Origin of the sequence: Segetibacter sp. 3557_3 (assembly GCF_004354985.1) — a bacterium.
In the GTDB taxonomy this organism is placed as follows: Bacteria; Bacteroidota; Bacteroidia; order Chitinophagales; family Chitinophagaceae; genus Segetibacter.
In genome coordinates this window covers 125,983-149,355 of record NZ_SMSK01000012.1, presented here as the reverse complement: position 1 = coordinate 149,355, position 23,373 = coordinate 125,983, and the positions used below count along the sequence as shown (strand labels likewise).

At 45.4% G+C, this 23,373-nt stretch carries 11 protein-coding genes; 1 reads left to right on the top strand and 10 read right to left on the bottom strand.

What is annotated here, in order from left to right:
- Nucleotides 1-384: 384 nt before the first annotated feature.
- From EXU57_RS17015 to EXU57_RS16995, 5 genes are read right to left on the bottom strand one after another with little or no spacing between them, the layout of a single operon-like run.
- Nucleotides 385-1,425 (bottom strand): DUF5627 domain-containing protein, encoded by a 1,041-nt coding sequence (locus EXU57_RS17015; RefSeq protein ID WP_133269435.1) that lies wholly within the window; start codon nt 1,423-1,425, stop codon nt 385-387.
- Between the two features lie 29 nt (nt 1,426-1,454).
- A complete protein-coding gene (locus tag EXU57_RS17010) occupies nt 1,455-3,230 on the bottom strand; it encodes a RagB/SusD family nutrient uptake outer membrane protein (protein WP_133269434.1) in 1,776 nt (591 codons plus the stop codon).
- Nucleotides 3,231-3,252: 22 nt separating this feature from the next.
- The gene (locus tag EXU57_RS17005) at nt 3,253-6,135 is read right to left on the bottom strand and encodes a SusC/RagA family TonB-linked outer membrane protein (RefSeq protein ID WP_133269433.1); all 2,883 of its coding nucleotides are present in this window, start codon (nt 6,133-6,135) and stop codon (nt 3,253-3,255) included.
- A 17-nt stretch (nt 6,136-6,152) separates the two neighbouring features.
- Complete coding sequence (locus EXU57_RS17000; RefSeq protein WP_133269432.1) at nt 6,153-8,054, bottom strand: RagB/SusD family nutrient uptake outer membrane protein; 1,902 nt, start codon at nt 8,052-8,054, stop codon at nt 6,153-6,155.
- 10 nt (nt 8,055-8,064) lie between these two features.
- A complete protein-coding gene (locus tag EXU57_RS16995) occupies nt 8,065-11,199 on the bottom strand; it encodes a SusC/RagA family TonB-linked outer membrane protein (RefSeq protein ID WP_133269431.1) in 3,135 nt (1,044 codons plus the stop codon).
- Nucleotides 11,200-12,736: 1,537 nt separating this feature from the next.
- On the opposite strand from EXU57_RS16995, the gene EXU57_RS16990 reads away from it, so the two are divergent.
- A complete protein-coding gene (locus EXU57_RS16990) occupies nt 12,737-14,905 on the top strand; it encodes a glycoside hydrolase family 20 zincin-like fold domain-containing protein (protein WP_133269430.1) in 2,169 nt (722 codons plus the stop codon).
- 389 nt (nt 14,906-15,294) lie between these two features.
- Here EXU57_RS16990 and EXU57_RS16985 read toward each other — a convergent pair whose 3' ends face one another.
- The 5 genes from EXU57_RS16985 to EXU57_RS16965 form a co-directional block, all read right to left on the bottom strand.
- The gene (locus tag EXU57_RS16985) at nt 15,295-17,961 is read right to left on the bottom strand and encodes a c-type cytochrome (protein ID WP_133269429.1); all 2,667 of its coding nucleotides are present in this window, start codon (nt 17,959-17,961) and stop codon (nt 15,295-15,297) included.
- Between the two features lie 33 nt (nt 17,962-17,994).
- Nucleotides 17,995-18,741: a ThuA domain-containing protein gene (locus tag EXU57_RS16980; protein WP_133269428.1), complete on the bottom strand. Its 747-nt coding sequence runs from the start codon at nt 18,739-18,741 to the stop codon at nt 17,995-17,997.
- Between the two features lie 268 nt (nt 18,742-19,009).
- Entirely contained in the window at nt 19,010-20,950 is a 1,941-nt protein-coding gene (locus EXU57_RS16975) for an SMP-30/gluconolactonase/LRE family protein (protein ID WP_133269427.1), read from the bottom strand.
- Between the two features lie 331 nt (nt 20,951-21,281).
- On the bottom strand, nt 21,282-22,208 hold the full coding sequence (locus EXU57_RS16970) for a Nif3-like dinuclear metal center hexameric protein (protein ID WP_133269426.1): 927 nt from the start codon (nt 22,206-22,208) through the stop codon (nt 21,282-21,284).
- Nucleotides 22,209-22,348: 140 nt separating this feature from the next.
- Complete coding sequence (locus EXU57_RS16965) at nt 22,349-23,344, bottom strand: SMP-30/gluconolactonase/LRE family protein (protein ID WP_133269425.1); 996 nt, start codon at nt 23,342-23,344, stop codon at nt 22,349-22,351.
- Between the last annotated feature and the right edge of the window lie 29 nt (nt 23,345-23,373).

The window sequence follows — 23,373 nt, the reverse complement described above, 5'->3', positions numbered from 1 at the left end:
CGGAGGAGCCGCAACCCCCAAATGATCCGGATCCTATTATCCAGCCTATGGTAGTAAGCAACACGGCCTAGTACCACTTGGGCTAAATGCGTTCTAATCCTTGCCGCGAGCATTCACCTCAGGAGAGATATTCTGAGGTGTGTTTTGAGCATGCAGGCGCGGGTATCCAAAGGTGCAGCGCCGGGTGAATTGTGCTACGATAAACACGTGGCATTATCGCAGGTACGGACGGGCAATGTACAATTAGCGGTAAACGGGCAACGTAGATCCTTCTTACATTAGGTAGAAGGTTTAAGGCGATCCGACTTAAACCTCACCTCGTACCCAAAATGCATTTAACGCACCAAAATGGAACCCGGTAGTCCTGGTTTTTTCAATCGGCGATTATTTGTAAACCGGCACAAAGGTTTCTATCGATAATGCCCGATCACGCACCACCAATGTATCCTTACTCGCAACACGCATATTCTGGGCCGTCAGGTTTATCAGGTAGTCTAAATACAGTGCATCCCGGTCCTTACTTCCCCAGCTGTTTACTTCGCCCTTCTTAACGAACTTTCCCGTACCAGAAGCTGTTACCCCGTTAGTAATTGATGTAATGGTGCAATTATTAGATGCGTCAAAGGTCAATTGCAACGTACAACCAACATTGTTGCCGCTTGCATTTTTGAATACGACAGGGAAGTTCAACTTGCTTAAAGAAACCGTCGACAACTTGTTGACCTCATCATTTTCAACAAACTGTTTGCGTCTTACCAGTGTTTGATTTACGCTACCGGTGATGACATCAGTTCCCCGACGAAGGTAATTGCCATGCCACACGTTTACATACTTAAGACTATAGAGCACGAAGTCACGGGGCTTGATCGTCCAATTCGCATCAATGCTACGATTTGGAGTCGCCACGGAAGGAATTCCGCGAAGTACAGAGTCAGCACCTTTTACATCGCTCAACACCAAAGGAAGTGCATAGTTATTACCAATGGTCAACGGGTCTTCAAAAAACGCATCTGTCAGTTGCACTTCTACTCCACCTAAAAAGCTTCCTTTAGGAATGGTGATCTGATTCGATGCAAGTTGGTAATAGTTTGCGGGCAAAGGAAGAATCTTATTGCCACCTTTGTCAGCAGGAAAAAATAACCGACTGCATAGCGAAGTGTCTACAACAAAACTAGTAACGATGTCTTTCTTGTTTTCCCGAACGCCGCCGGTGGTCACATTTACCAGAACCTTGCGTTGATTATCTAAAGTATTGTCGATAAATAAATCTTCACCAAGCTCAACTGTTCTGATGGGAAATTGAGTACCAAAATAGATGGTTTGAAAGTCAAAATCAGGGTGAATGATTTCATCGTTCTTCATACATGCACTCAGCATCGAAATAAGCACTACTACAAGACCTATAGATATTCTGTTATTTTTCATTTTGTGATCTTTTAACTGTTCAAGTGGATTTACCTCCAACCTTTGTTTTGAGATAAATTGCTGAACTTAAGGGTTTCGGAGAAGGGCACTGGTCCGTAATACATATAATCCGCATAAGAACGGCTTTCAACATCAAACGGAGTGAACACCGTTCCATTAACATCCAGGCCGCGGGCAGTCATGTTCAAATTTTCTTTCCACCTACGCAAATCCCAGAAACGGAAGCTTTCAAAACAAAGCTCCAGCCTGCGCTCATTGCGGATGAGTTCACGCATTTTTTCTTTATCTCCCTTACATTCCTCTAACCATGCATCATTGTTGGTTGTTCCAACCCCTGCCCTGTTCCGGATCTTTTTTATCACATCATATGCTGAATATGACCGGGTTCCAACACCTGTTGGTCCCCAGGCCTCATTGGCTGCTTCCGCATAAGCAAGGTACATTTCGGTATAACGAATACGTGGTATGATATGGTTTTTATTGGTTATCGATGCAGGATTGCGGTTAACATCCATGCGAAGGCGTTTTCTCATATAATATCCGGTACGCGTAGATGTTTCCCTCCTGTTAATTGCGTCGTCTGTACCCGACTTTGAACCGGTGAAGATTGCCCTAGCCGCTGCACCTTCCCCAACGGTACCGCCGTTGAATATAATGTAGGTGTTAAGCCGGGGATCTCTTCCTGCATACGGGGATGTAGGATTATAATTGGAACTGCCGTGAGTAATAGGGTATCCATTTGCCATCGGAAACGCATCAACCAGGTTTTGCGTCGGGTTCATATTGCCGTTACCAAAAAAGGATGGGGGAAAATTAGCCGCTTCCTGGCTACTTTCATTGGTAAGCACATTTTCTCTCCAAATCATTTCGGGAGGATTACTTCCTCCGCTTAGCGCATCAATCTCGGCCTTGTTGGTGTAATAGGTTAAACCGGTCGCAGGCAATTGGTTAACTCCTCCTTTATAATCAATGACTGCACCAGCATACTCAGCAGCATTAGCCCAGGTACTTGTATTAGACGGATGTTGAAACGCAGGACTGGCAGCCAGCAAAGCGGTCCTGGCCCTAAAAGATCGCGCGATAATTCCGTTAAATAACTGCCGTGAATATTGCCCCATGACCCGGTTATAAATTTCGGGTTTTTGGGTTGCAACCTTAAACCGGTCAGGGATCTGGGCGGCTGTAGTAATGTCATTATATTCAAGGGGCAAATTCGCCTCTGCACTATCCAGGTCTTTATAAATTTGCTTTACGCAGGCGTCAAAACTGGCGCGTGGCATGTTGACTTCAGACTCGATTGTTTGCAGATCAGTTATAATTGGTACCCCCATCAACTGGCCATCGTCGGTAAATCCCCCATGTGCACGTAGCAGAAAGAACATATGAAGCGCACGTAAGCCGTATGCTTCACCCTTCATCCGCATATTAAAAAGCTTATTTGCATCCGGGTCGGCGGCCCATTTCACTTTGTCTGAATTGCTGAGAAAAAGGTTTACATACTGCAGGGCGCCATATGAACCGTTCCAGACTGAAACAGGATTGTTTGCAGCGGTCCATGATCCTGTAGCCATTTGTAAATAGGCATTTGTTCTTTGATTTGTAACAGCATCGTCTGTGGCATAGTCACTGTTGTCGTAATAGCCCGGTATTGTTCTGTACGCATTTACCAGGAAACCCTGGGCATAACTACCATCTGTGTACATCTGGTCGATAGCTTTAAGATTCTCCGGATCTGCATCTAAAATCTTTTTACAGCCCGTAGCCAGCAGTGCGGTAACCCCGATAAGTATCAGTTTCATTTTCATAATCGTCTCGCTATTCTGATTGTTAAAAGGCAGCTTTTACACCCAAATTATAAAAGCGGAATTGGGGAGCAGATCCAATATTTGTTTCCATTAGTTCACGCTCTTTGGCTGCAACAAGTAAGTTGTCGCCTGCAACGTACAGGCTAAGTCCATGCACAAATGATTTTTTAAAAATCTGCTCATTAAGGTCGTAGGTAAGCTGTATCCTGGTAAGATTAAACCGGTTTGTTTTGTACATCCAAAAGCTGGAATTCTGGTAATTGTTATTTCCTGCTGTTGTTGTTAGCCTTGGAAATGTAGCCGTGCTTTTTGTAGGCTCTGTCCAGCGATCCCATACTTTGTCGGTGAATACGTTTGTTCCCCTCACCCAATACTCAGAAGTATTCTTAAACCCTATCGCACCAGTTTGTCCGTTACCCAGAGCAAACAGGGTCAGGTTTTTCCACTTCAAAGTAAGGTTAACGCCGTATGTAAATGGTGCTGCTGCCCAGCCGTTTCGTCCCAGATCAACCTGGTCCTTTGTATCAATGATACCATCCCCATTAACATCTCTATATTTGATATCACCTGGCTTAAGCGTACCACCAAAGGTTTGCCTGGGGTGGTTGTTAATCTCATCCTGGCTTTGAAATAATCCTTCGCTAATGTATCCCCAATAGGCATCGAGGTTTTTTCCTGCCCTGTACTGATAAGCGTCCTGGTAAACTTCATCGCGTTGAACAGCCTTCGACGAAAAGAACATTCCGGTAACACCTACGGAGTAATTTAATTTTCCAACCTTATTGTTTACGTTTAGGGCGAAGTCAACACCAGAACGCCTGTCGTTGTTATAGTTTAAATAAGGGCGGAAATCTCCTGAACCTGTAAAGTAAGAAGGGAACAGAGTTGCACCTCTCGTAAGTAAGCCATTGGTGTTTTGCAAAAAGTAGTTGGCATCGAGCGTGATCAGGCCCTTGAACAACGACGCTTCTAATCCTGCACGCAGCTCATTTCTTTCGATAAAGGTGAGATTGGGATTACCTCCGCGGCCAGACAAAGTGGTGAAGCCACCAGACGCGCCATCACGCCATGGATACCACCCGCCCAGGTTACCATCGTTACCATAAAAACCTGCATATAGGTAATAGTCAGTCGGAGTAGTACCATTCGGCCTGAAACCGGTAATATCCAAATCCTGTTTTATAGAAGCGTAAGAGGCGGTAAGCTTAAGGTTGTCAACAAAAGCAAATGTGTTTTTCATAAATGCTTCATCGCTGATTCTCCATCCTACAGTTAAGGTTGGTGACACCGCGTTGCGACCACCTGGCGGAAGTTTGGCTGAATGCACCAATGCCCCGGAGAAATCAACATAGTACTTCCTGCGATAATTGTAGCCAGCCTGGAAACCGAGGTTTGTATTTCGCAATGGATGGTAATCGCTGCCACCATCATTGTCAGGGTCACTTGAAAACTGTGTCATGTACCACCATCCCAACAAGGCCGCAGTTACGTTGTGCTTGCCGGCAAATGAACGGTCGTAGTTGAATTGCGACCTGAACGACATTGTCTGTTCATATGTAGTCTGCCCGATACTTTCAGTTGTTGTATTACCATCCGCACCATATTTTCTTAGCGAGGTAATTACATCCTGGCCATTGATAGTGGACCATGTGGGTTCATAGGTTGCATAAGCTACCTGGTAAGCTTCTGAATACACCGACCGGTAATCCATGCTGTAACCAGAACTAAATGACAAGCCTTTAACAACAGCTCCCAGGTCAGCCTTCGCGGTCACCTGGTATAAGAAAGTCCGGTTTTTTCTTTTGATGTATCCTGCCGCCAGCATATCGGCAAAGGCATTTGTCTGATCAGTTGACAGTCCCCCCAGCAAATACTTCCCGTCAATTACATTATTACTGTTTTCTACGGTTGTTCTATTGGCTGCATTGTTAGCGGTATCTAACATGCTAATCGGGATCAGGGGCGAAAACCAGTTTCGGCGCAACGTATTCGACGCTCCCCAAAAGTTACCTCTGCCTGTATAGCTGTTTGAAATATTAACTACCGCATCCGCGGAAGCACTCAGCCATTTACTTAGGTTCATGTCTACATTACCGCGAACATTGAAGGCCAGATCCTTATTGTTCTTCTGGTCCCCGTAGTTCATGATGCTGTTGTTGTGCGACAATCCGAGGTTGGTATAGTACCTCGCCATGTCATTTCCGCCCGAGATCTCCGTGGTAATATCAGAGCGGCTATAAGCCTTCCTGAGATAATCACCATTGAAAAAATCTACATCGGCATACCTGAATGGATTTACTCCGGACCTTGTACTATCAATTACACCCTGGGTATATCTCTCAGCAATCCCGTCGTTACGGCTTGCCTCATTATACAGGGTCATATAATCTGCTGCTCCCAGGTAATTGGCAAATCTCTTTGGAACGAACATGCCCGTATTCGCCCGCACGTCAATGGATAAAGGCTTTATATTACCCCTTTTTGTTGTAATAAGAATTACACCTTTTGCCGCATTACTGCCGTATAGAACAACGGCGCTGGCGCCTTTTAAAACTGAAATCGTTGCGATTTCAACCAGGCGAACGTCGGCCGCCTGGCGTGGAATTCCATCTACCAGGATAAGCGCCTCTTGTCCCCATACATTACCCGTATACCCGCCAACAAAACTCTGGAGGTTATCCAGGCTGTAAGTGCCATAGTTTTTCTTTAGCAACTCCTCTACATCTACAACCGAAACCCCACCAAGTAAATCTTCCCTGGCAACGGATTTAAACGCTACGTGTACCGTACTATCAGCGCCGGATGCTTGCTCTGTTTTTGAAATCTCCTGCGCTTGCAAGCCTGTTATATTGAACAAAGATGTTGCGATCAGAACACAGCAGGCTTTTAGATAAATTTTCTTCATTAAATGCTTTTTAAAAATTACCACCCCGGGTTCTGTTTAAAATCGGAATACATGTTTACATCATTAAGCAGGAATGGCATCCAGTAGTGTCGTTCACCCAATTGTCTCTCAAATAGTATCCGTTCCCTGAAATTTCTTACACGTGCATTTCTTGAGTTGGCATAAACGTCGTTGTTAGGCATATCCCGGTCAAACTCTACGGCTTTCTTCAGGGTGTAAGGCCGCTGTGTCAACAACTGCCAGCGACGCAGGTCGTTAAAGCGATGGCCTTCAAAAGCAAGTTCTACAGCACGTTCCCTTCTGTATTCACTTCTGAAACCTTCTTGTGAGCTCAGGAACCGGTCAGCTACCGGCCCAACATTTAATCCCGGTCTGCTTCTTACGAAATTAACAGCGTCAACTGCCGTTTTCGAATACCCCGGAGCCTTGCCGGTCGGAGAATTATAACCTTCTGAAGCAGCCTCTGCATACATCAAGTACAAATCAGACAAACGCAACAGGCTTAACACCATTGCATTGTTCTCCTTATACCCGTCCCAATCATTCATCAGCTTGGAGATATACTTGGATAGCATATAACCCGTAAACACTGCTTTATTAGGGTTGTCCGTCCGGTATAAACCACCGGTATAAAGACTGGCATACTGCCTGAATTGATTATTTCCCACGTTTGCAGCGTTGTTAACCGCTTTTTCGCCATCAATCATAATGTCGTGGTAAAACCGGGGATCGCGATCCCTCCATGGATATTGTGGATCATATCCTGAAATCGGATCAGCCTTCTCCGGATCAGCAATAGGCTGCCCATTGGCCATTCCATAAAAATCAACATAGTTGGCTGTTGGGTATACTTTAATACCTGAGTTATTGATAGTCGGGGGACGATAATCGTTAACCTGGTTCCAGCGAAAACGGCCGGCCGCTCCTGCTAAATTCTCCATGAATATCGCCTCCTCAAGTCCCGGAATTTTTCCGTTCTGGTTGAAGGTGTAGAAGATTTGCGAGTATTGCGAAAAATCTGCGAGTTTATAACGACCTGTTTCTTCTGTAAGCTTTAGCGCCTGTCCAAAAACATCAGCGGCCTTCTTACTGTATTCTTCGTTGTAGCTGCTGCTACCTGTGGCTTCACGATTCATCAACGGGCTTGCGGCATACAGTAGATTTTTACCGAGGAAAGCCAGTGCCATAATCTTGTTGATGCGAAAATTGTTATTTCCACGCGTTTGCGCGCCTACAGTGGTTTCATCCCAATTAACCGGCAGCAGGTCCGCAGCTTTCTGCAGGTCGGCAGCAACCTTGTCTGCTGCTTCCCGGTAGCTCAATTGCTTCAACCTCGGTGTTTCATCAGTTGGCAAAGCAACATCGATATAAGGAATATGTCCCCAGTATTGCATCAGCATAAAGTGATACCATCCCCTGAAGAAGTACAGCTGTCCTTCCAGGAGGCGCTTTTCTTCCGGGGTTGCATCTTTAAGCAAATCAAGATTAGCTATCCCAATATTGGCTTTCCGGATCGAATACCAGGCAAGTCCCCAGAGGTTGCCCTTGTCCCAATTATTTTGACTTGACGGATTACCGCCGGTTCTGATCCACGAGCCGTAAAATATGGTGTTCCACACCGGGTAGTTGCCCTGGTCGATGCTATTGGCCCAAACACGGGTTTCTGTGGGCTCCCAGTATTCATCATCTCCCCAGTTCCAGTTACTATGACCGGCATTTTGGGTTGAACTAAGAATTGGAATGGCACTGTATAATTCTTCTGTAAACCCCTGGAAATTGCGGAAATCTTTAAACGGTTCTGTTTCTTCGATATCTACAAGCGGTGATTTATCGAGGTACTTTTTACAGGAACTGAGCACCAGGATAAAGCAAAAACCGATTGTAATTGGTAACCATACTGATGTTATATTTCTTTTCATGGTACTAAATTTATAAGTTGACGTCTAAACCTAAATTGAATCGCCTTACAGTCGGGTAGGCTCCATTACCACCATCACCGGCACCCGAAAAATTAGACTCACGATCATCAGGCATCCGGGTCCATAACAACAGGTTGTTTCCATTTACATAGATCTTCATTGACTTCATCCCCAGTTTGTTGATTGTCCTGCCACTTAAGGTATAGCCAAGTTCAGCATTCTTTAAACGAACGTACGACCCATCATAAACAAACCGGGTTCCGTCACCACCTGCAGGGTAGAGCGTAGACCAACGAGGCATTGGTTTTTCGCCACCTTCACCTTTTGTCCAAAAACTACCTTCAACAAAAGCAACGTTCGAATTGGGGTAAGTATCAAAAGTTGGGAACCTAACCTGGCGGGTTACATTATTCACCGCGTAGAACTGAACAAAGAAACTCAGGCCTTTCCAATCTAACCCGATCGTCGCATTGTAGGTGTTCTGCGGCGAACCACTGTACTGATGTGGTGCCAGGTCATATTGGTCGATAATGCCGTCACCATTAAAGTCTATGATTTTATAATCACCGGGTAACTTGTTTTGGTCGTTGGTAGCACGCTGCGCGGTACCATATATATCATCCCAGGTTTGCAGAAAACCATAGTCGAGGTACGAGCGATATTGACCCAACATCTGGCCGGCATTTTTCTGGTAAGCTGGCAGTAACTCCGGATCATCACGGAAAATGGTTCTATTTTCTGCATGGGTCATATTTGTATTTGCATAAACCCGTATTGCTTTACCAAAGGTGTGGTTCAATCGCAACTCAATCTCATAACCCTTTCCTTTCACCCTGCCGAGATTAGCCTGTGGTGCAGCTACACCAAAATAGGTTGGAATAGCACGCTGGTTACCGGCTATGATAATGCGGCTCCTGTCATCCCTAAATACGTCTACACTACCTGAAATCTTTCCTTTGAACAACGAGTAGTCAACACCTATGTTCCGCTTCTCTACAGTCTCCCACGATAGGTTGGGATTTCCCAACCGGGTTATCCGGAAGAAGGAATAGGGTGTATTGGCAAGCGGACTTCCCATTTGGGTATTGCCGCCGAAACTCAACTGGTTCGAGTAAGCAAACCGGTCACCACCATTGTCGTCGCCTACTCTACCCCATGATCCCCGGAACTTCAACAGGTTGATGAAATCAACATTCTTCATGAAGTTTTCATTGCTAAGCATCCAGCCGGCTGAAAATGACGGAAAAAAAGCAAAGCGGTAGTCAGGGCCAAACTTAGCTGAACCGTTATAGGCTCCGTTAACCTCAACAGGAAAGCGCGAGTCGTAGTTGTAGGTAGCACGAAACACCCAATCTTCACGGAACCACGGAAACTCACCACCCCTTGCATACCGCTCGCGTTGCAATAGCGCAAGACCCGTTACATCATGTTTGCCAAATTTGTTTGCATAGTTTAATTGAATCTGGTAGTTGGAGCGACGGTAAGTTTGTCCCCGGTCTACCGAACCTGCCTGGTTCAACCACCTTACCGGATCAAAGTAGTCCAGCTGTGTACCTGTATTAATTGGTGTTTCAAGCGTTACTACGCCAGTCTCAGGATCAATCCATTTTCTTTGAGGTCCATTGAACTGGTCGTTGATACCGCGTCCGTTTTCCCTAAAGCTGTTGTCGAGCGATAAGCTACCCCTGAAATCCAATCCCTTCAAAAGCACGCTCAGGTCCTGTTGTAGTACAAAGTCAGTGGTTAGCTGTGCAGTTGTTCTTTTTTCTATACCTGAGATGGCGAGGTTATAAACTGAGTTTGGAACATCGGCATTGCGTGGTGCAAACCAACCCCAGGTGCCGTCTGAATAAATTGGCCGCAAAGCATCCGGAGAGGTTCTGTAGGCTGATGCCCAGTAAGCGGCTTCACCATCAAGCCCTCCCCACGGTCCCTGGCGAACACCATTTGATCCAAATAAGCGCGTAGTGAATTTGGTTGTTTTTGTCAGGTTGAAATCAAGATTACTGCGCACATTGGTACGCGTATAACCATAGCCTGAATTGTAGCCCCTCCCATTCTGGAACGTCTTAAATAGGTCACCCTCCGAAACAAAATCTATTGCAGCGAAATAGGTTACGAAATTTGAACCGCCGGAAATGTTAGCACTTGTATTGTAAGACTTTGCATTGCTCCTGAATAATTCCTTTTCCCAGTCCACGTTGGGGTACCTGTCCCATTCGGCCTCATTTGCCGGAAAACGATATTTATTCAGTATCTCTTGGGGCTTGTAAGAAGTCCAGCCCGCGGTAGTTGCCATCAGCTCACGCTCAATCACTTCATTTTTCAATGCAAGCCCATCATAAGCATCATACTTTTTTGGCAGCTTCGAAGCAACTTTCATGGTCATATTAGACCTGATCCGGATGCTTGGTTTGCCTGCTACGCCACGCTTGGTTGTAATCAGGATAACCCCATTAGCTCCCTTCACACCATACACCGCGGTTGCAGAGGCATCCTTTAAAATGGATACACTTTCTACCGACGTAATATCTATTGTACCCAATGCACCCGGACGCTCAACCCCATCTACAAGAATAAGCGGACCGCCACCGTTCCATGTCGTTTGAGCACGGATCAGTATCTGCGGATCCTCACCCCCTGGAATGCCCGTTGAACTGGTCGTTACAAGTCCTGGCAGGTTACCCGTTAGTGCCATACCAAGGTTGCTTACCCCGCCGGTTCTTTCCAGCACCGCACCCGTTGTTTGGCTGATTGCTCCAACAACGCTCGCTTTCCGTTGCCTTCCATAACCTACAACGATCACGTCGTTTAAAGCAGAACTCCCGGAACTCAACCGTACATCGAGCACGCTTTGTTTGGTCAGGTTAACCTCCTGTTCACCCATTCCAACATAGCTTACGATAAGCGTTTTCGTGTTTACCGGAACGGTGATCCTGAATGTTCCTGTATTATCAGATGTAGTGGCTATTACAGTGCCCTTAACGGCTACTGTTGCACCCGTAAGGAAAGCTCCGGACTGATCCCTGATTGAACCGGTAATCGTCCGCGAATTTTGAGCCGACAAGGGAAGGCTGAATGCAATAGCTGCAATCAGCAAGGTGAACACGGAAAGCCAGGGACGCGATTGTAAAGTAAAATTCATGCTGCGCTTTTTGATAATGGGATTTGTATGGGCAACTTATCTGGGGGAATACCTGCACGACCGCAACCCACGAAGAGACGACGGTACAATACAGGACAAAATCTATGGTGATTGAAGTTGGAAGGCTGGTTTCGCTTTGAGGTACATTAGCGAAAAATTGCCTGAAATGATCCGGGGGAAAATTGTTGGATAGCAGGTAAAGCTGGATTTCATATGTATCAATAGTTAGTTTGAAAGCAATCGGCTAAAAGTATCTCCGGTTATTATCTGTAAAGAAACCACGCTTGGTCAACCCTGTATTTACATCTTCTTAGTGAGTCTGCAACTTTCGCATACAAGGCCAACAAGCAATTAAACAGCGCTAAAGGTATTCTGGCACTCCATAATCAAACGGTATATTCCTGCAATTTCCTGTCACAAATGTTTAAAACTAAGGCATTAAAGCTTGTTAAACACAACATTTTTAGCGTGTTGCACGCTATCTAATTTCATCAACAAGCTCTTAGCACTTAATCCTGCACTTACCCCGCTGGCGATGGATTATAAAAAAATGCACCCCCTGTAGAAACAGCGGATGCTTGTTGCCATATGAAATATTGTGGATTGTTCGCGAAATCTCCTTTGATCATCAATCAACTTTTCAGCTTACAGCTGCACACCAGGTCAGTTTTGATACCCAATCCTTTCTGAACTTCGCTACAGTAAGGTCATCAACCGGATCACCATGCTGTTAAAAATTGCTGCGCTCAGGGCACCAAAGTAACCACTGTATAAAGCATTGCATACATCGTTTGTTGAAACAAATAGCACATATGTATGCAGTGCCCGGCAAGATTCAATATCATAACCCTGGTCACCTTATCGTTCTATTCGGCGTAGAAAAATCCGCGTCAGGTATACAGATACGGCAACGGGTAGTACCTATTTTTTTTGTACCAGGCATTTGTTCTTTATAGGGCTTTTGTTGCGTCGCACTCTTGTACTTTTGTCTATGCCGCAGCTTATCCTTTAATTTCGATCCAGCCCCCAATATTTACAATGCATTAGTTCTGATCAGTACAATTCAGGTGGGTACGGGAAACAACTGCAAAAGGCAAATTTGTTTTAGGGATAGGGTTAAAAACCATGTATACCTATGCCTTTCAAAGCTTTCGCCTATTCTTGTCCGGGATAGTTCATCAGCACAGGTTATCTTCCACCACAAAAGGAGTTCATATAAACCGAGCGCAGGTAAGATTTCAAACGATACATCTTCACCAACAAACAATCCGTATACAGCCTGCAGTGTTAATATATAAACCTGTAAATTCGATAAAGCGTCGATCTTAAACGTAGTGTTCCGGGGACTTGCTTTGTTGGATCATCTATTGTTTAAAGACTTGCTGTAGTTCGCGTTACTCCTACCCTATTTACAACAGTCACCAGCTAATTCACGTATGTAAAACTTATTCAATAACATTAAAGCCCGAAACACCTTGCCTGATAGTTCTCTGGTAGTTCCGGCTGCAAACAAGCTTAATTACACAAAACACGATCAATGTATAAAACAGCCTGTTTCCTTTTCAGCTTTCTTCTAACCTGTTTTTCATTCGCTTTTTCACAGCAGGTCAACATACAGTACGATAAATCGTCACCACAGGCAAATTATGCTGCCGACCTTTTAGGAAAAGTGCTGGTAGCAAAGGGATATACCTTAGACCATACTAATGCGGCTATGGTCATAACCCTTTCTACAAACATGGGGCAAGTTGGCGTAGAAGGATTTGAACTGGGGGCAGCCGCGAAAAGGATTGCCGTTGTTGGTGGCGGCGAAAGGGGAATGATTTATGGCACTTTATCACTTGCCGAAGAACTGCGCAACGGCACCAGGCTTGAAGCGGTAAAGTCACGAACCGAGAAGCCACGCTTTTCTCTGCGCGCGATTAAGTTCGATTTACCCTGGGATACTTACCGGCATAGCGATGCCCTCGATCTGCATTACGAAACCTGCAAAGACCTTAATTATTGGAAAGCTTTCCTTGACATGATGGTGGAAAACCGGCTGAACGCGCTTACCCTATGGAACCTGCACCCTTATACCTTTATGATTAAGCCCGTAAATTTTCCTGAAGCTTCGGGATTTACCGATGCACAATTAAAGGAATGGCAATCGCTCTTTCATGGCATCTTTCGTATGGCAAAAGAAAGGGCTATAGAAACCTACATTATACCCTTCAACATATTTGTAAGTCCGGAATTTTCAAAAGCACATAATGTAAACATCGATAATCTTCAACATGACTTCTTTGTAAAAGGCGATACATCGGAACTGGTGAAGCGCTATACACGGGAATGTGTTTCACAAATGCTGCAGGAGTACCCGGAGATCACCGGTATGGGACTTACCCTTGGCGAAGGTATGGCAGGCATGACACCCGAACAGCGGGAAGACTGGATGGACCAAACGATTATTGAAGGTATGCGTTTGAGTGGCCGCAAACTAAAACTCATTCATCGGATCCCGTTTTCAAGTACCACCGGATCGTTGGGTGTTACGAGTATCGAAACAGAAAAACTAACCCGGAAACGAATTGAGGCGCAGGGACAACTCTCATTTCTTCAACCGCCGATTTTTGCAGACTTAAAATACAACTGGTCCCACGCGCATTCTACACCAACGCTGGTAAAGGTACACGGAGGAAAATTGTACGACACCTATTTTAAGCCTGAGCCAAAAAACTATAAGATTAACTGGACGGCCCGTAATGAAGATTTCTTTTGTCTTCGTTGGGGTGTGCCCGATTTTATACGTGCTCATATCGCCAAAAACAACCAATCTTATGTTGGTGGGTACATGATTGGGTCTGAAACCTACATTCCCGCGAAAGACTATTTTACTAAAGAAGGTATTGCGATTAACTGGAAGTATGCATTTGAAAGACAATGGTTGTTTTACAAGTTGTGGGGACGGTTGTTGTATAATCCTGCTACTCCCGATGCCGTTTTCCAGGCAGAGTTTACCCACCGTTATGGCAAAGAAGGCCTCAATTTATTACAGGCATCGTCTTTAGCCGGCAAAACACCGTTACGCCTTGGTTCGCTGTTTGATTTTACCATGGACCTGACATTTTATGCTGAAGGATTTATGGCGTTGGACGATAAAGTAAAAAGGGTGGAATACATATCCGTTGACCGCCTTATACATCAGCCGGTAACCGATCCCGACTATGTATCCATTGCAGACTTTGTTAAGGCACTGGGTGCCGGCACTTCCTTTGGCAAAGAAAAAGTAACGCCTCCGATGCTGATCCAAATGCTTGAGGAGGATTGCGCCAGGGCGCTGGCGCTGGTAAAAAACGTCAACACATCAGGAAATCCTGCCTTGCTTTTTGAAGTCGCTGATGTAAAGACATGGGCAAATATGGGATTGCACTTCGCAAATAAATTAAAAGGAGCCCTAGCACTGCACACCTACCGTACCAGGGGACAAGAGGAACATAAGCAAAAAGCGATAAAACATTTAGAGGATGCGCTCGCCAATTGGGATGAAATTGTTCGTATAACGTCCCCGATTTATAATGAGATGCCACTCGTTCATTATAGCGAACAAAATGGGGTACGTTCCGAAGAAAACAAGCACCTGACATTTCATTGGAAAAAAATCCGGCCCGATGTTGCAAAGGATATTGAGACAGCTAAAAACGCAACTATTCAAATAAGGCAGTAAGCGGAACCGTTTCGATTTGAACTTGCGTTGTATGCTACAACTCGAAATCGTAGCCGGATCTCTTTGGTAATAAGAAGTCCCTCCTGGTATACCATTCCATGTCGTATGCTCAGGTTTTTCGAAATGTTGGCTGCGTATATAAAATGCCGTACAAGAGTGCGACGCAACGGTGCCCTATAGCCAATCCACCGTTGGGTCCAAAAAGAAACATCCTAACCAGACGTCGTATATAAGAGTGAACATTTCACAAAGGGGCAGAATGTCACCTCGCCCGCAATTTTTATAAATGCCGGGTGCGGAATAATGTTGCCTGCGAACAAGTTCCGTGAACAAAAAAAAAGCGCCGGAGGGATCTCCGGCGCTTTTTACCTATACATTCCTGTAGCAGCTTATTTGCCTTTTTCAAGCGATTTTATCCATGTTGCTATTTTGGTCAAATCGCTTTTTGGCACATGTGCCATAGGCGGCATTCGGGTTGTATAATTCGGCCAGTTGGTTGGACTTGGCTTTTGAATAAGCTGCACCAGTTGCGCGACAGAATATTTTTTTGAAGCTATCTCGCGGTAAGATGGCCCGATTACTTTTTTGTCGGGTTGATGACAGGTAAGACAGATATGCTTTTGTAATAATGGTTGAACGCTTGCGTAGGTGATTGTTTTTACCTGGCTTGAATTGGGTACCGGCTTTTTCTCGGGCGTAGCTTTACTCGTTTTTGCGGCAGCCGTAGTAGTTTCCTCTTTAGTGCTAACGGCATTTGTTGTAGCAACTGCAGAAGTTACATTTGTGTTTTCCAGTTCAGCCAACGTCCAGGTTGCTACTCTTGAGGCATATTGTTTTCTGATGGCTGCTACTTCAGACGCGGAAATGAAAGGGGAAATGGTGTCGGTTGGTCTGCGGAAGCGACGGGCGGCATTTCCAAATTCATAACGAACATAGTTGACAACGGATGCCATCCATTCGTCTGAATTTGCTGCAAGCGCTGGCATTTGTGAGGGGTACGACTTTCCATCGATGGGCCCCGATAAACCATGAAGCAGGATTTTGGCGAGTAATGCTTTGTCTCCGTTCATTCGTTTAGACTCTACTAGTGGAGGCGCTGCAAGATTTGCTGTTCCCGCAACAACTACGCCTTTGCCACCAGGACCATGGCAGGTGGCGCAAAAAGAAGTAAATACAGCCGAACCCGCCAAAATTGATTTTCTGTCTTCAGCCGGAATACCGGCAAGCCTGCTGCCATACGTTTTGATATCCGTATTCCGGTCCATCGCCCTTTGGGCCGCAGCAAACATTTCGTTCGAAGCGTTGGCCGTTCTCAACCCGTATGCAAAAGAAGTATCATTTGCGGGCCGGATAGTGTAAAATGAATAGTACAATTGCAGCTTCACATCATATGAAGGATCATTTTTTAATCCCGAAAGTTTGGCAATCATTTCGCGATCATTGTTTTTGAGCAACGGTTCGCTGATGATAATACCTGCTTTCCGGATCTGCGGATGTTCGTCATTGAGGGCCGTAGTTAGCACATCATTATTCACCGCCTCAAGGCCCTCCAGGGTCCATAAGGCATGCAAACGGGCCAGGTGAGAAGGCTTCCCGGCCAGGGTGGCCTGCTCCCCGCGAACTATTTGTTTTAAAGTGGGTACAACTGATTTGTCGCCCAGTAAAATGATCTGCTTTTGGGCATTATCTCTCCACCAGCCGTTTTTATGATCAAGATGGGTGACCAATTTAGGGGCACTTTCCGCCAACATGTTGGGCTTCTCCCCTTGCTTGAACCCATCATATACCAAACGGTAAATTCTTCCGTGGCCGGTGTTTTTAGCCATGCCTTTCTCATCGATTTTCTTTCTCAGAAAGGATCCTGGTCTTGTCCAGTTTCCCTGCTGGATGATACCGCGGTGCATATCAACAATGTAGAGATTTCCATCCGGGCCGGTATAGGAATTCACCGGCCTGAAATTCATATCCGTAGAAGCAATAAACTCCTGGCGGTAGTAAGCATTTTGAAGTGTTATCTTTCCTTTGATGTTGAGCACTTTTGCCCGGCGGATTATTCTTGCCACGGGCTCGCAGATAATATAGTCGCCTTCCATGTTCCGGGGCAAGGTGTTTCCCCTGTAAATAGATTGTCCGCAGGCACCTGTAAAATGGTTGAGGGTGCTATCCGCCCGCAAGCGCATCAAACCTCCCTGAACATCAGGGGTGGCAACAATCGGCCATACTTCCTGGAACTCATTGTTTACCTGGTCGGGCAATTCAAGTCCACCATAAGAAGGGTTCATCTGTGTACGCACCAGGGGGTTTTCGGCACCAGCGTTTGTAAGAAACAGGCGCCCATAGTTATCGTGTGTAACACCCCATTGGCCTCCAGGTCCCGAATAAATTGAATCAGCCTGTAGCATTCCATTTTTATAACGAAACCGCACGGGATCATAAGTTATGTAGATACGGTTGTCTACGTTCCAGTCGAGGCCACTGCGCTGGTGCTCCATATTGGCATCAAGCATCCTGTAATCATCTCTTTGGAACACCGTCCTCTTTTGGTCAGCTTTCCCGTCGCCGTTTGTATCCTTATAGGCATTGATTGTAATCGTATTGGTTTCATTTACCAGCAATTCATGATCCACGCATAAGATCATCCGGGGCAATAACAAACTATCCACAAACACCGTGTTTTTGTCCATTTTGCCATCATTGTCGGTATCCTCAAGCAGGGATATACGGCTTAGCGGCTTTTGCTCGTTTGTGGCGTCGGCATCCATCATATAGGTGAGCATCTCGGCAACATACATTTTTGCATTGCCATCCCATGCAATCGCAACCGGCTCTTTTATCATAGGTTCACTGGCAACCAGTTCCAGGTGATAACCTGCAGGGAGATTGAAAGTTTTAAGGCTTGCTTCGGGACTTAGGTAGTCAACAGAAGGGGTCGAGTCAAAAGTGCGGACCGGGTATGGATTGCCGGCCTGGTTCTTCACGGCTATTAAAGGTCGGCTACAATTATAAATCGCCACACACGATATCAGTAAACCAATAATAATGGAGGTCTTCTTCATCTTAGAACTTGTTGTTGTATTTATGTGCTGTATTTATTTTACTTGTGGTTTAGCACCAATCGCATACTTGATGGCGCCTAACACATGTTGAAGGTACAGGGGATCTTCCCACGACTTATTATCATGGCCCAAAGCCGTGTAAAAGGCCCTGCCGCCATCAAAATCGTGGTACCAGGCCATGGGATGATTTTCGCCATTACCCCCACCGTTGTAACTTGTTTCATCTATAGTGATCAACACATTCAGATCGGTACCGATCCATTTGAAATTATACAATTCATCTAAACGCTTCCACACCTTTGGCAGGTGCGCGGTAGCAATATTATTTAGGTCTACTACATTGAAGATGGCTTCCTGGGGCCTTGGATGACTCTTGAAGTATGCCCCGTTCAGTTCGCCAAACCAGGGCCAGTCATATTCGGTATCAGCAGAAGAATGAAGACCTACGTACCCGCCTCCATTACGGATGAATGCCTGGAACACCCGTTGTTGATCGGGGTTTAACACATCACCCGTGGTGCACAGGAAAACCACTGCAGCATATTTCTTTAGGTTCTCTGCGGTAAAGGCAAGTGAACTTTCTGTTGTATCCGCGTGGAAACCACTTTGCCGGCCCGCTTCCATCAGGTGCTTTTTTCCGGCCTGTATGGCGGAAGTATGGCGGAAACCAGCGGTTTTACTAAAAACTAATATTTTCTTTTGTTTTGGGGGTGCATAGCCAGTAATTGCTACGGACACAATAAGCACCAGAATACAAAATAGGCTTTGGGTCTTACTCACTGTTTTTGATGATTTAAATAGGTTGTGGAATTAATCTAATGTGATTGAAGCCAGCTTTTCGGATCTGCTTGAGCCGCTGTTATCTTAGCATACCCATGTCAAGAAGTTAAGCGTGAGATGGTGTTGGTGTGCACTGTTTTCCCGGTCGGCAAATTATGTTGTTTAGGCTGATTATATCCTCAAAAATCAACGGAATTTGCCATTTTAAACGTCCTTGCTGTTTATTCGTTTACCAGTTCCCTGCTTTGCAACCATTCCGTATTGAGTATTACAAATACTGCACAAAACCCTCCATGTTGGTACGAATCTTAAAAACCTTGCTGTAACTAACAATATACAATGTTTTCATATCAGGATCGCCAAAACAAAGACTAACAGGAAATGACGGTAGATTGATCATACCAACAAATTGACCTTTGTTGTTAAAGATCTGCACGCCATAATAAGTACAAACGTAAAGATTACCCAGCTTATCGATCGCCATACCATCAGCACTCGACGACTTTCCCTTTCTGTCCAGCACATTGGGCGTGAGGAATAGTTTACTAAACTTTCTTCCATTTGCAATGGTACCATCAGCATTAACGTCGTATGCCCAGATGAAGTTATCTTTTTCGCTTTTAACGGGGTACCATGATTCATCGTCATAACAGTTGTTGATGTAAAGTGTTTTTCCATCAGGCGACAGTACAATACCATTTGGCATTGCAAATTCGTTGGGCTGAACCACTCTTGTTATCTTGCCTGCTGGTGACACATAATAAACGGCACGACCTGGCTGAAACTTTTTCGCTTCCATTGTAAACTGTGGATCGGTAAAGTAGAACCCGCCTTTTGCATCTGTTATCACGTCGTTGGGTCCATCGATGGATTTGCCATCGTATTTGTCGGCAAGCACCCGTACCACATCCCCTTTCGTGGTCATCTCAACAACCCTGTGCCCCATCATATCGCAAACAATGAGGTTTCCATTTTTATAGGGGTACAGGCCGTTGGTTTGCATCTTGCCTGCCGTGATGTTACGGTAACTTCCATTAGGGTCCAATTCAACCGTTGAACTTTTAGCGGGGTTGGCTCCCCAATTTTGGTCGAAATACATATTGGAAAAGTAAACCTTGCCATTCATCCATTTTGGTCCCTCGCTAAAGTTCAATTCAGGCTTTGTTTTTTTCCCGTCAACAACGATCTCCGGTTTCACTCCTTCCGGAATAATTGACCGGTAGGCCGACATTCTTGCTTTTTCCTTATCCAGGTAGTCCGCTCGTGCAGGCCAGAAGATGTCCAGGGCATCGCAGCCAACATCGCTCATTTTTGCACCATGTACCAGGTTTGCGGGGATACGCACAACGTCATTGGTTTTCATTCCTTGTTCGCCGTCCAGGAGAATTTCGTTGCAGGTGCCCCTTAGTACAAACATCATCTGTTCCTCGGGGTGTATGTGGTGCGGGAATAATGAATTTGGCTCCATTAATATAAAACTGAGCTGGGTGTTTTTTCCCGACACCAATCTCGAGTAGCCAACTGCAGTGAGTTCGGTTAGCTGCAGATCGTAGAGATCGTAGACTTTTCCGGGTACGACATTGGGTGTTTGCGTAGTTGCAACATCCGGCATTTCTTTGGGCAAATTCGAAACCCCTGCTTTCTTGAGATAATCGAGGCGTAGAGGACTATACACCTCAAGTAACTTAGCACCATCGGGACCAGCCGTCAACCCGTTTTTTGTCCCTTTCTCCAGATAAACGAAATCGGTTTTTGGGGTCGCACCGTGTATGCCGTCGGGTTCTTCCCGCTTTCTTGATGTCATAGCAACCGGCGCACCCTTTATCAGTTGGTTGATCGAACCCTCCAGCACAAATACAAACCTGTCGGCTGTTAATACTTCTTCGGGGATCGTTGCATTGGGTGCAAGCTGAAGTACACCAACCATTGTACCAGTACCCCAGAAAAGTTTTGCATTGACACCAGGGTAGAGTTCGGTGCTGTCGACGTTATTCAAACTTTTTACCATTGCCGGATCAAGGTTCGACGCAACAGTTGTTTTTGGAAGGTCCGAAATCTCTCTAACGTTCAAGTTGTATTTCGATATGAGCTCTGCATTCTTCTTACCCCATGCAGGTTCGGGCGCTGAGGTAGAAGTGCATTGGGTAATCGCAAACAAGCTCAATGCTATTAAAGATCTGGAAAAGGTTATTCTATTGAATGGGTTCATATTGAGGTGAATTCAAAAAATAAGGAGGTTGAAAATAAAAAGGCAAGCAACAACTGGCGAGTAGTTGAACCGGCCAGGCGATAGTAACCCTTGGGCAGCCATATAAGGTTAGCGTATACAGGCTACTGCAAACGCCTTTAAGTAATTGTCATAATGTCGTTCGGCCAAGCCGCGCAGGATTTCTGCGCTATAGCAAACGTAAAGTACAAGTGAGCGAGACTCCAATGGAGCACACCCGGGCAGGCAATGATGCCCAAGTGATATTCCCTGGTTCGGATCCAAAAATCCAGAATCAACCTGGTTACAATCAATTGACGACTCAGCTTCCCTGCTATACAAAGGTGAAGGGATTATTGGATGGTATATTGGCTATCTTAAGCCCCGGTACTCTTGGCTGCAACCATTGCACAAGGTATTCCATACCTGCTTCTTCACTTACAGAATGGCTCAACACCATCAATGAAGTTTTTTGGCCCATCGCAAGTCCGTCCCTTACCCTTTCAACGGTTTCCCACTCTCTTGTTTCCCCACTAAGTATCAGGTCGGGTTTTGATTGCTGAATAACGGGTATTTGCATCTTCGGATCCATGTATCCAAATGCCAGGTAAATGGTTTTACACTGTTGTTTACCATCGCCCACCACACGTACCATAGCGATACCCAGCTTTTTCTTTGCGAGTTCCGCTATAGACCTTATTGTCATGGGTTGTGGTAAGGTGATCAGCCTAGGGTTTTGTGGGTCGTAATACTTTTCCCACCCAAGCTTAAGCAGGTTCCCCATTGCAATACCATCAGGCCTGTGGGCATGCCAGTTGTCGTGGAAACGCCAGATCGCAATCTTGTATTTGTTCAAGAGGTCAACTTTGTACTTGTAAGCATCGTCGTTTTTCAACCACTCGGTTTCGTCGGGGTTGTTGTAAAATGGTGTTTCGTGCGCAATGATGAAATTGGCCCCGGCACGCTTTGTTTTCTCAATTACTTCGATGCTCGGAAACATGGTTGTAACAATGCCGGTTACCTGCTGGTCAGGAGTACCAGACCTGATTTTGTCCACCGTGTTTTCCCTGCGGGCATTGGGTATCTCTTTGAGGATAATGTCAATTACCTGCTGAACAGTATATGACGCTTGTGGTGGTGATGCGATACCAGCGCTGCTTACTCCTGGCAAAGCCAATATCATGGAAGTACCAGCCAGTTTACCAACCGTACTTATGAATGCTCTCCTTCCATATGCGTCGGAGTCACCTATGTTATTCATATCTCGTGTTTAATTTAAAGGGCAACGCAATCGGGTTGATAAAGGATATGCCCGAAGGTTCATGATGTAGCTTTGAAGATACATTTTAATAAGATATCAGCATTTGAGGACAGGTGATATGACGCCGATGAACGATCATTCTAGCGCATCTTAATCCTAAGCAGATAGGTCGTCGCAGTAATGAAGATTGTTTTGCCATCCGGGGTTAATGCGCAATTTGCAGCAGTTGTTCCATTCAGATTTATCTTTCCTATGAGTTTCCCGGTTTTAGCAAATATCCAGATACCACCCGGGCCGGAAGCAAATACATTTCCCGCTTTGTCGATTTTGAAACCGTCGCATCCGCCCATACCCTTCTCATTGCTTACATCATAAAACACCCGTGCATTCTTCAATGCGCCATCACCTGAAATATCGTATGCATACCACCTTTTTTTTCTGTTGTCGGAGTTGGAGACCAGTAATGTTTTTCCGTCCGGAAAAATGCCGATGCCGTTTGGCTGCTCGATGGAGTCGACCAATAAGGTTGTGCGACCTGCTTTATCCATTTTGTATACACCCTGGTAGGTAATTTCCTTCTTTGGATCTCTTCCACCTCTTTCAAGACCATACGAAGGATCGGTAAAATACATGTCGCCGGCAGCATTAAGAATAAAGTCGTTTGGGCTATTCAGCTTTTTACCGTTGTACTCACCTGCTACGGTAACAAAGTTCGGCTTCGGTGCATTTAAAGGAGCATCCATCTTGGCTATCCGCCTGTCACCATGCTGGCATATCAACAGCTGGCCCTTTCCATCGAGAGATAGCGCATTAGGGCCCATAAACCCGCCACGGGCTTCAGTGCCTGTATAACCCCCTGGTGTCAGGTATACTTCTTTGCCTTTGGCTTCGGTCCATTTATAGATGGTATTGCCGGGAACATCTGAAAACAGTAACGCCTGCTGTTTTTCTAACCATAGCGGTCCTTCCGTGAACTGAAAACCTTCAGCGATTACTTCCACCTTTGCGTCTTTGTTTATCACTTTCGAAAGCTCATTGGAAACAAATTCGATGGCGCCAATCGGCCCCTTTGCTTCTTGTGCACCAACGGTAATCATCAATGGGCTAAACAACATCAGAATAATAACTTTCTTCATATTAATGGTTTAATTCGTAATCGGGAGAA

Bases quoted from the DNA above. Each gene is read 5' to 3' on its own strand.
- EXU57_RS17015 (WP_133269435.1), bottom strand. From the start codon at position 1,425: ATGAAAAATAACAGAATATCTATAGGTCTTGTAGTAGTGCTTATTTCG.
- EXU57_RS17010 (WP_133269434.1), bottom strand. From the start codon at position 3,230: ATGAAAATGAAACTGATACTTATCGGGGTTACCGCACTGCTGGCTACG.
- EXU57_RS17005 (WP_133269433.1), bottom strand. From the start codon at position 6,135: ATGAAGAAAATTTATCTAAAAGCCTGCTGTGTTCTGATCGCAACATCT.
- EXU57_RS17000 (WP_133269432.1), bottom strand. From the start codon at position 8,054: ATGAAAAGAAATATAACATCAGTATGGTTACCAATTACAATCGGTTTT.
- EXU57_RS16995 (WP_133269431.1), bottom strand. From the start codon at position 11,199: ATGAATTTTACTTTACAATCGCGTCCCTGGCTTTCCGTGTTCACCTTG.
- EXU57_RS16990 (WP_133269430.1), top strand. From the start codon at position 12,737: ATGTATAAAACAGCCTGTTTCCTTTTCAGCTTTCTTCTAACCTGTTTT.
- EXU57_RS16985 (WP_133269429.1), bottom strand. From the start codon at position 17,961: ATGAAGAAGACCTCCATTATTATTGGTTTACTGATATCGTGTGTGGCG.
- EXU57_RS16975 (WP_133269427.1), bottom strand. From the start codon at position 20,950: ATGAACCCATTCAATAGAATAACCTTTTCCAGATCTTTAATAGCATTG.
- EXU57_RS16970 (WP_133269426.1), bottom strand. From the start codon at position 22,208: ATGAATAACATAGGTGACTCCGACGCATATGGAAGGAGAGCATTCATA.
- EXU57_RS16965 (WP_133269425.1), bottom strand. From the start codon at position 23,344: ATGAAGAAAGTTATTATTCTGATGTTGTTTAGCCCATTGATGATTACC.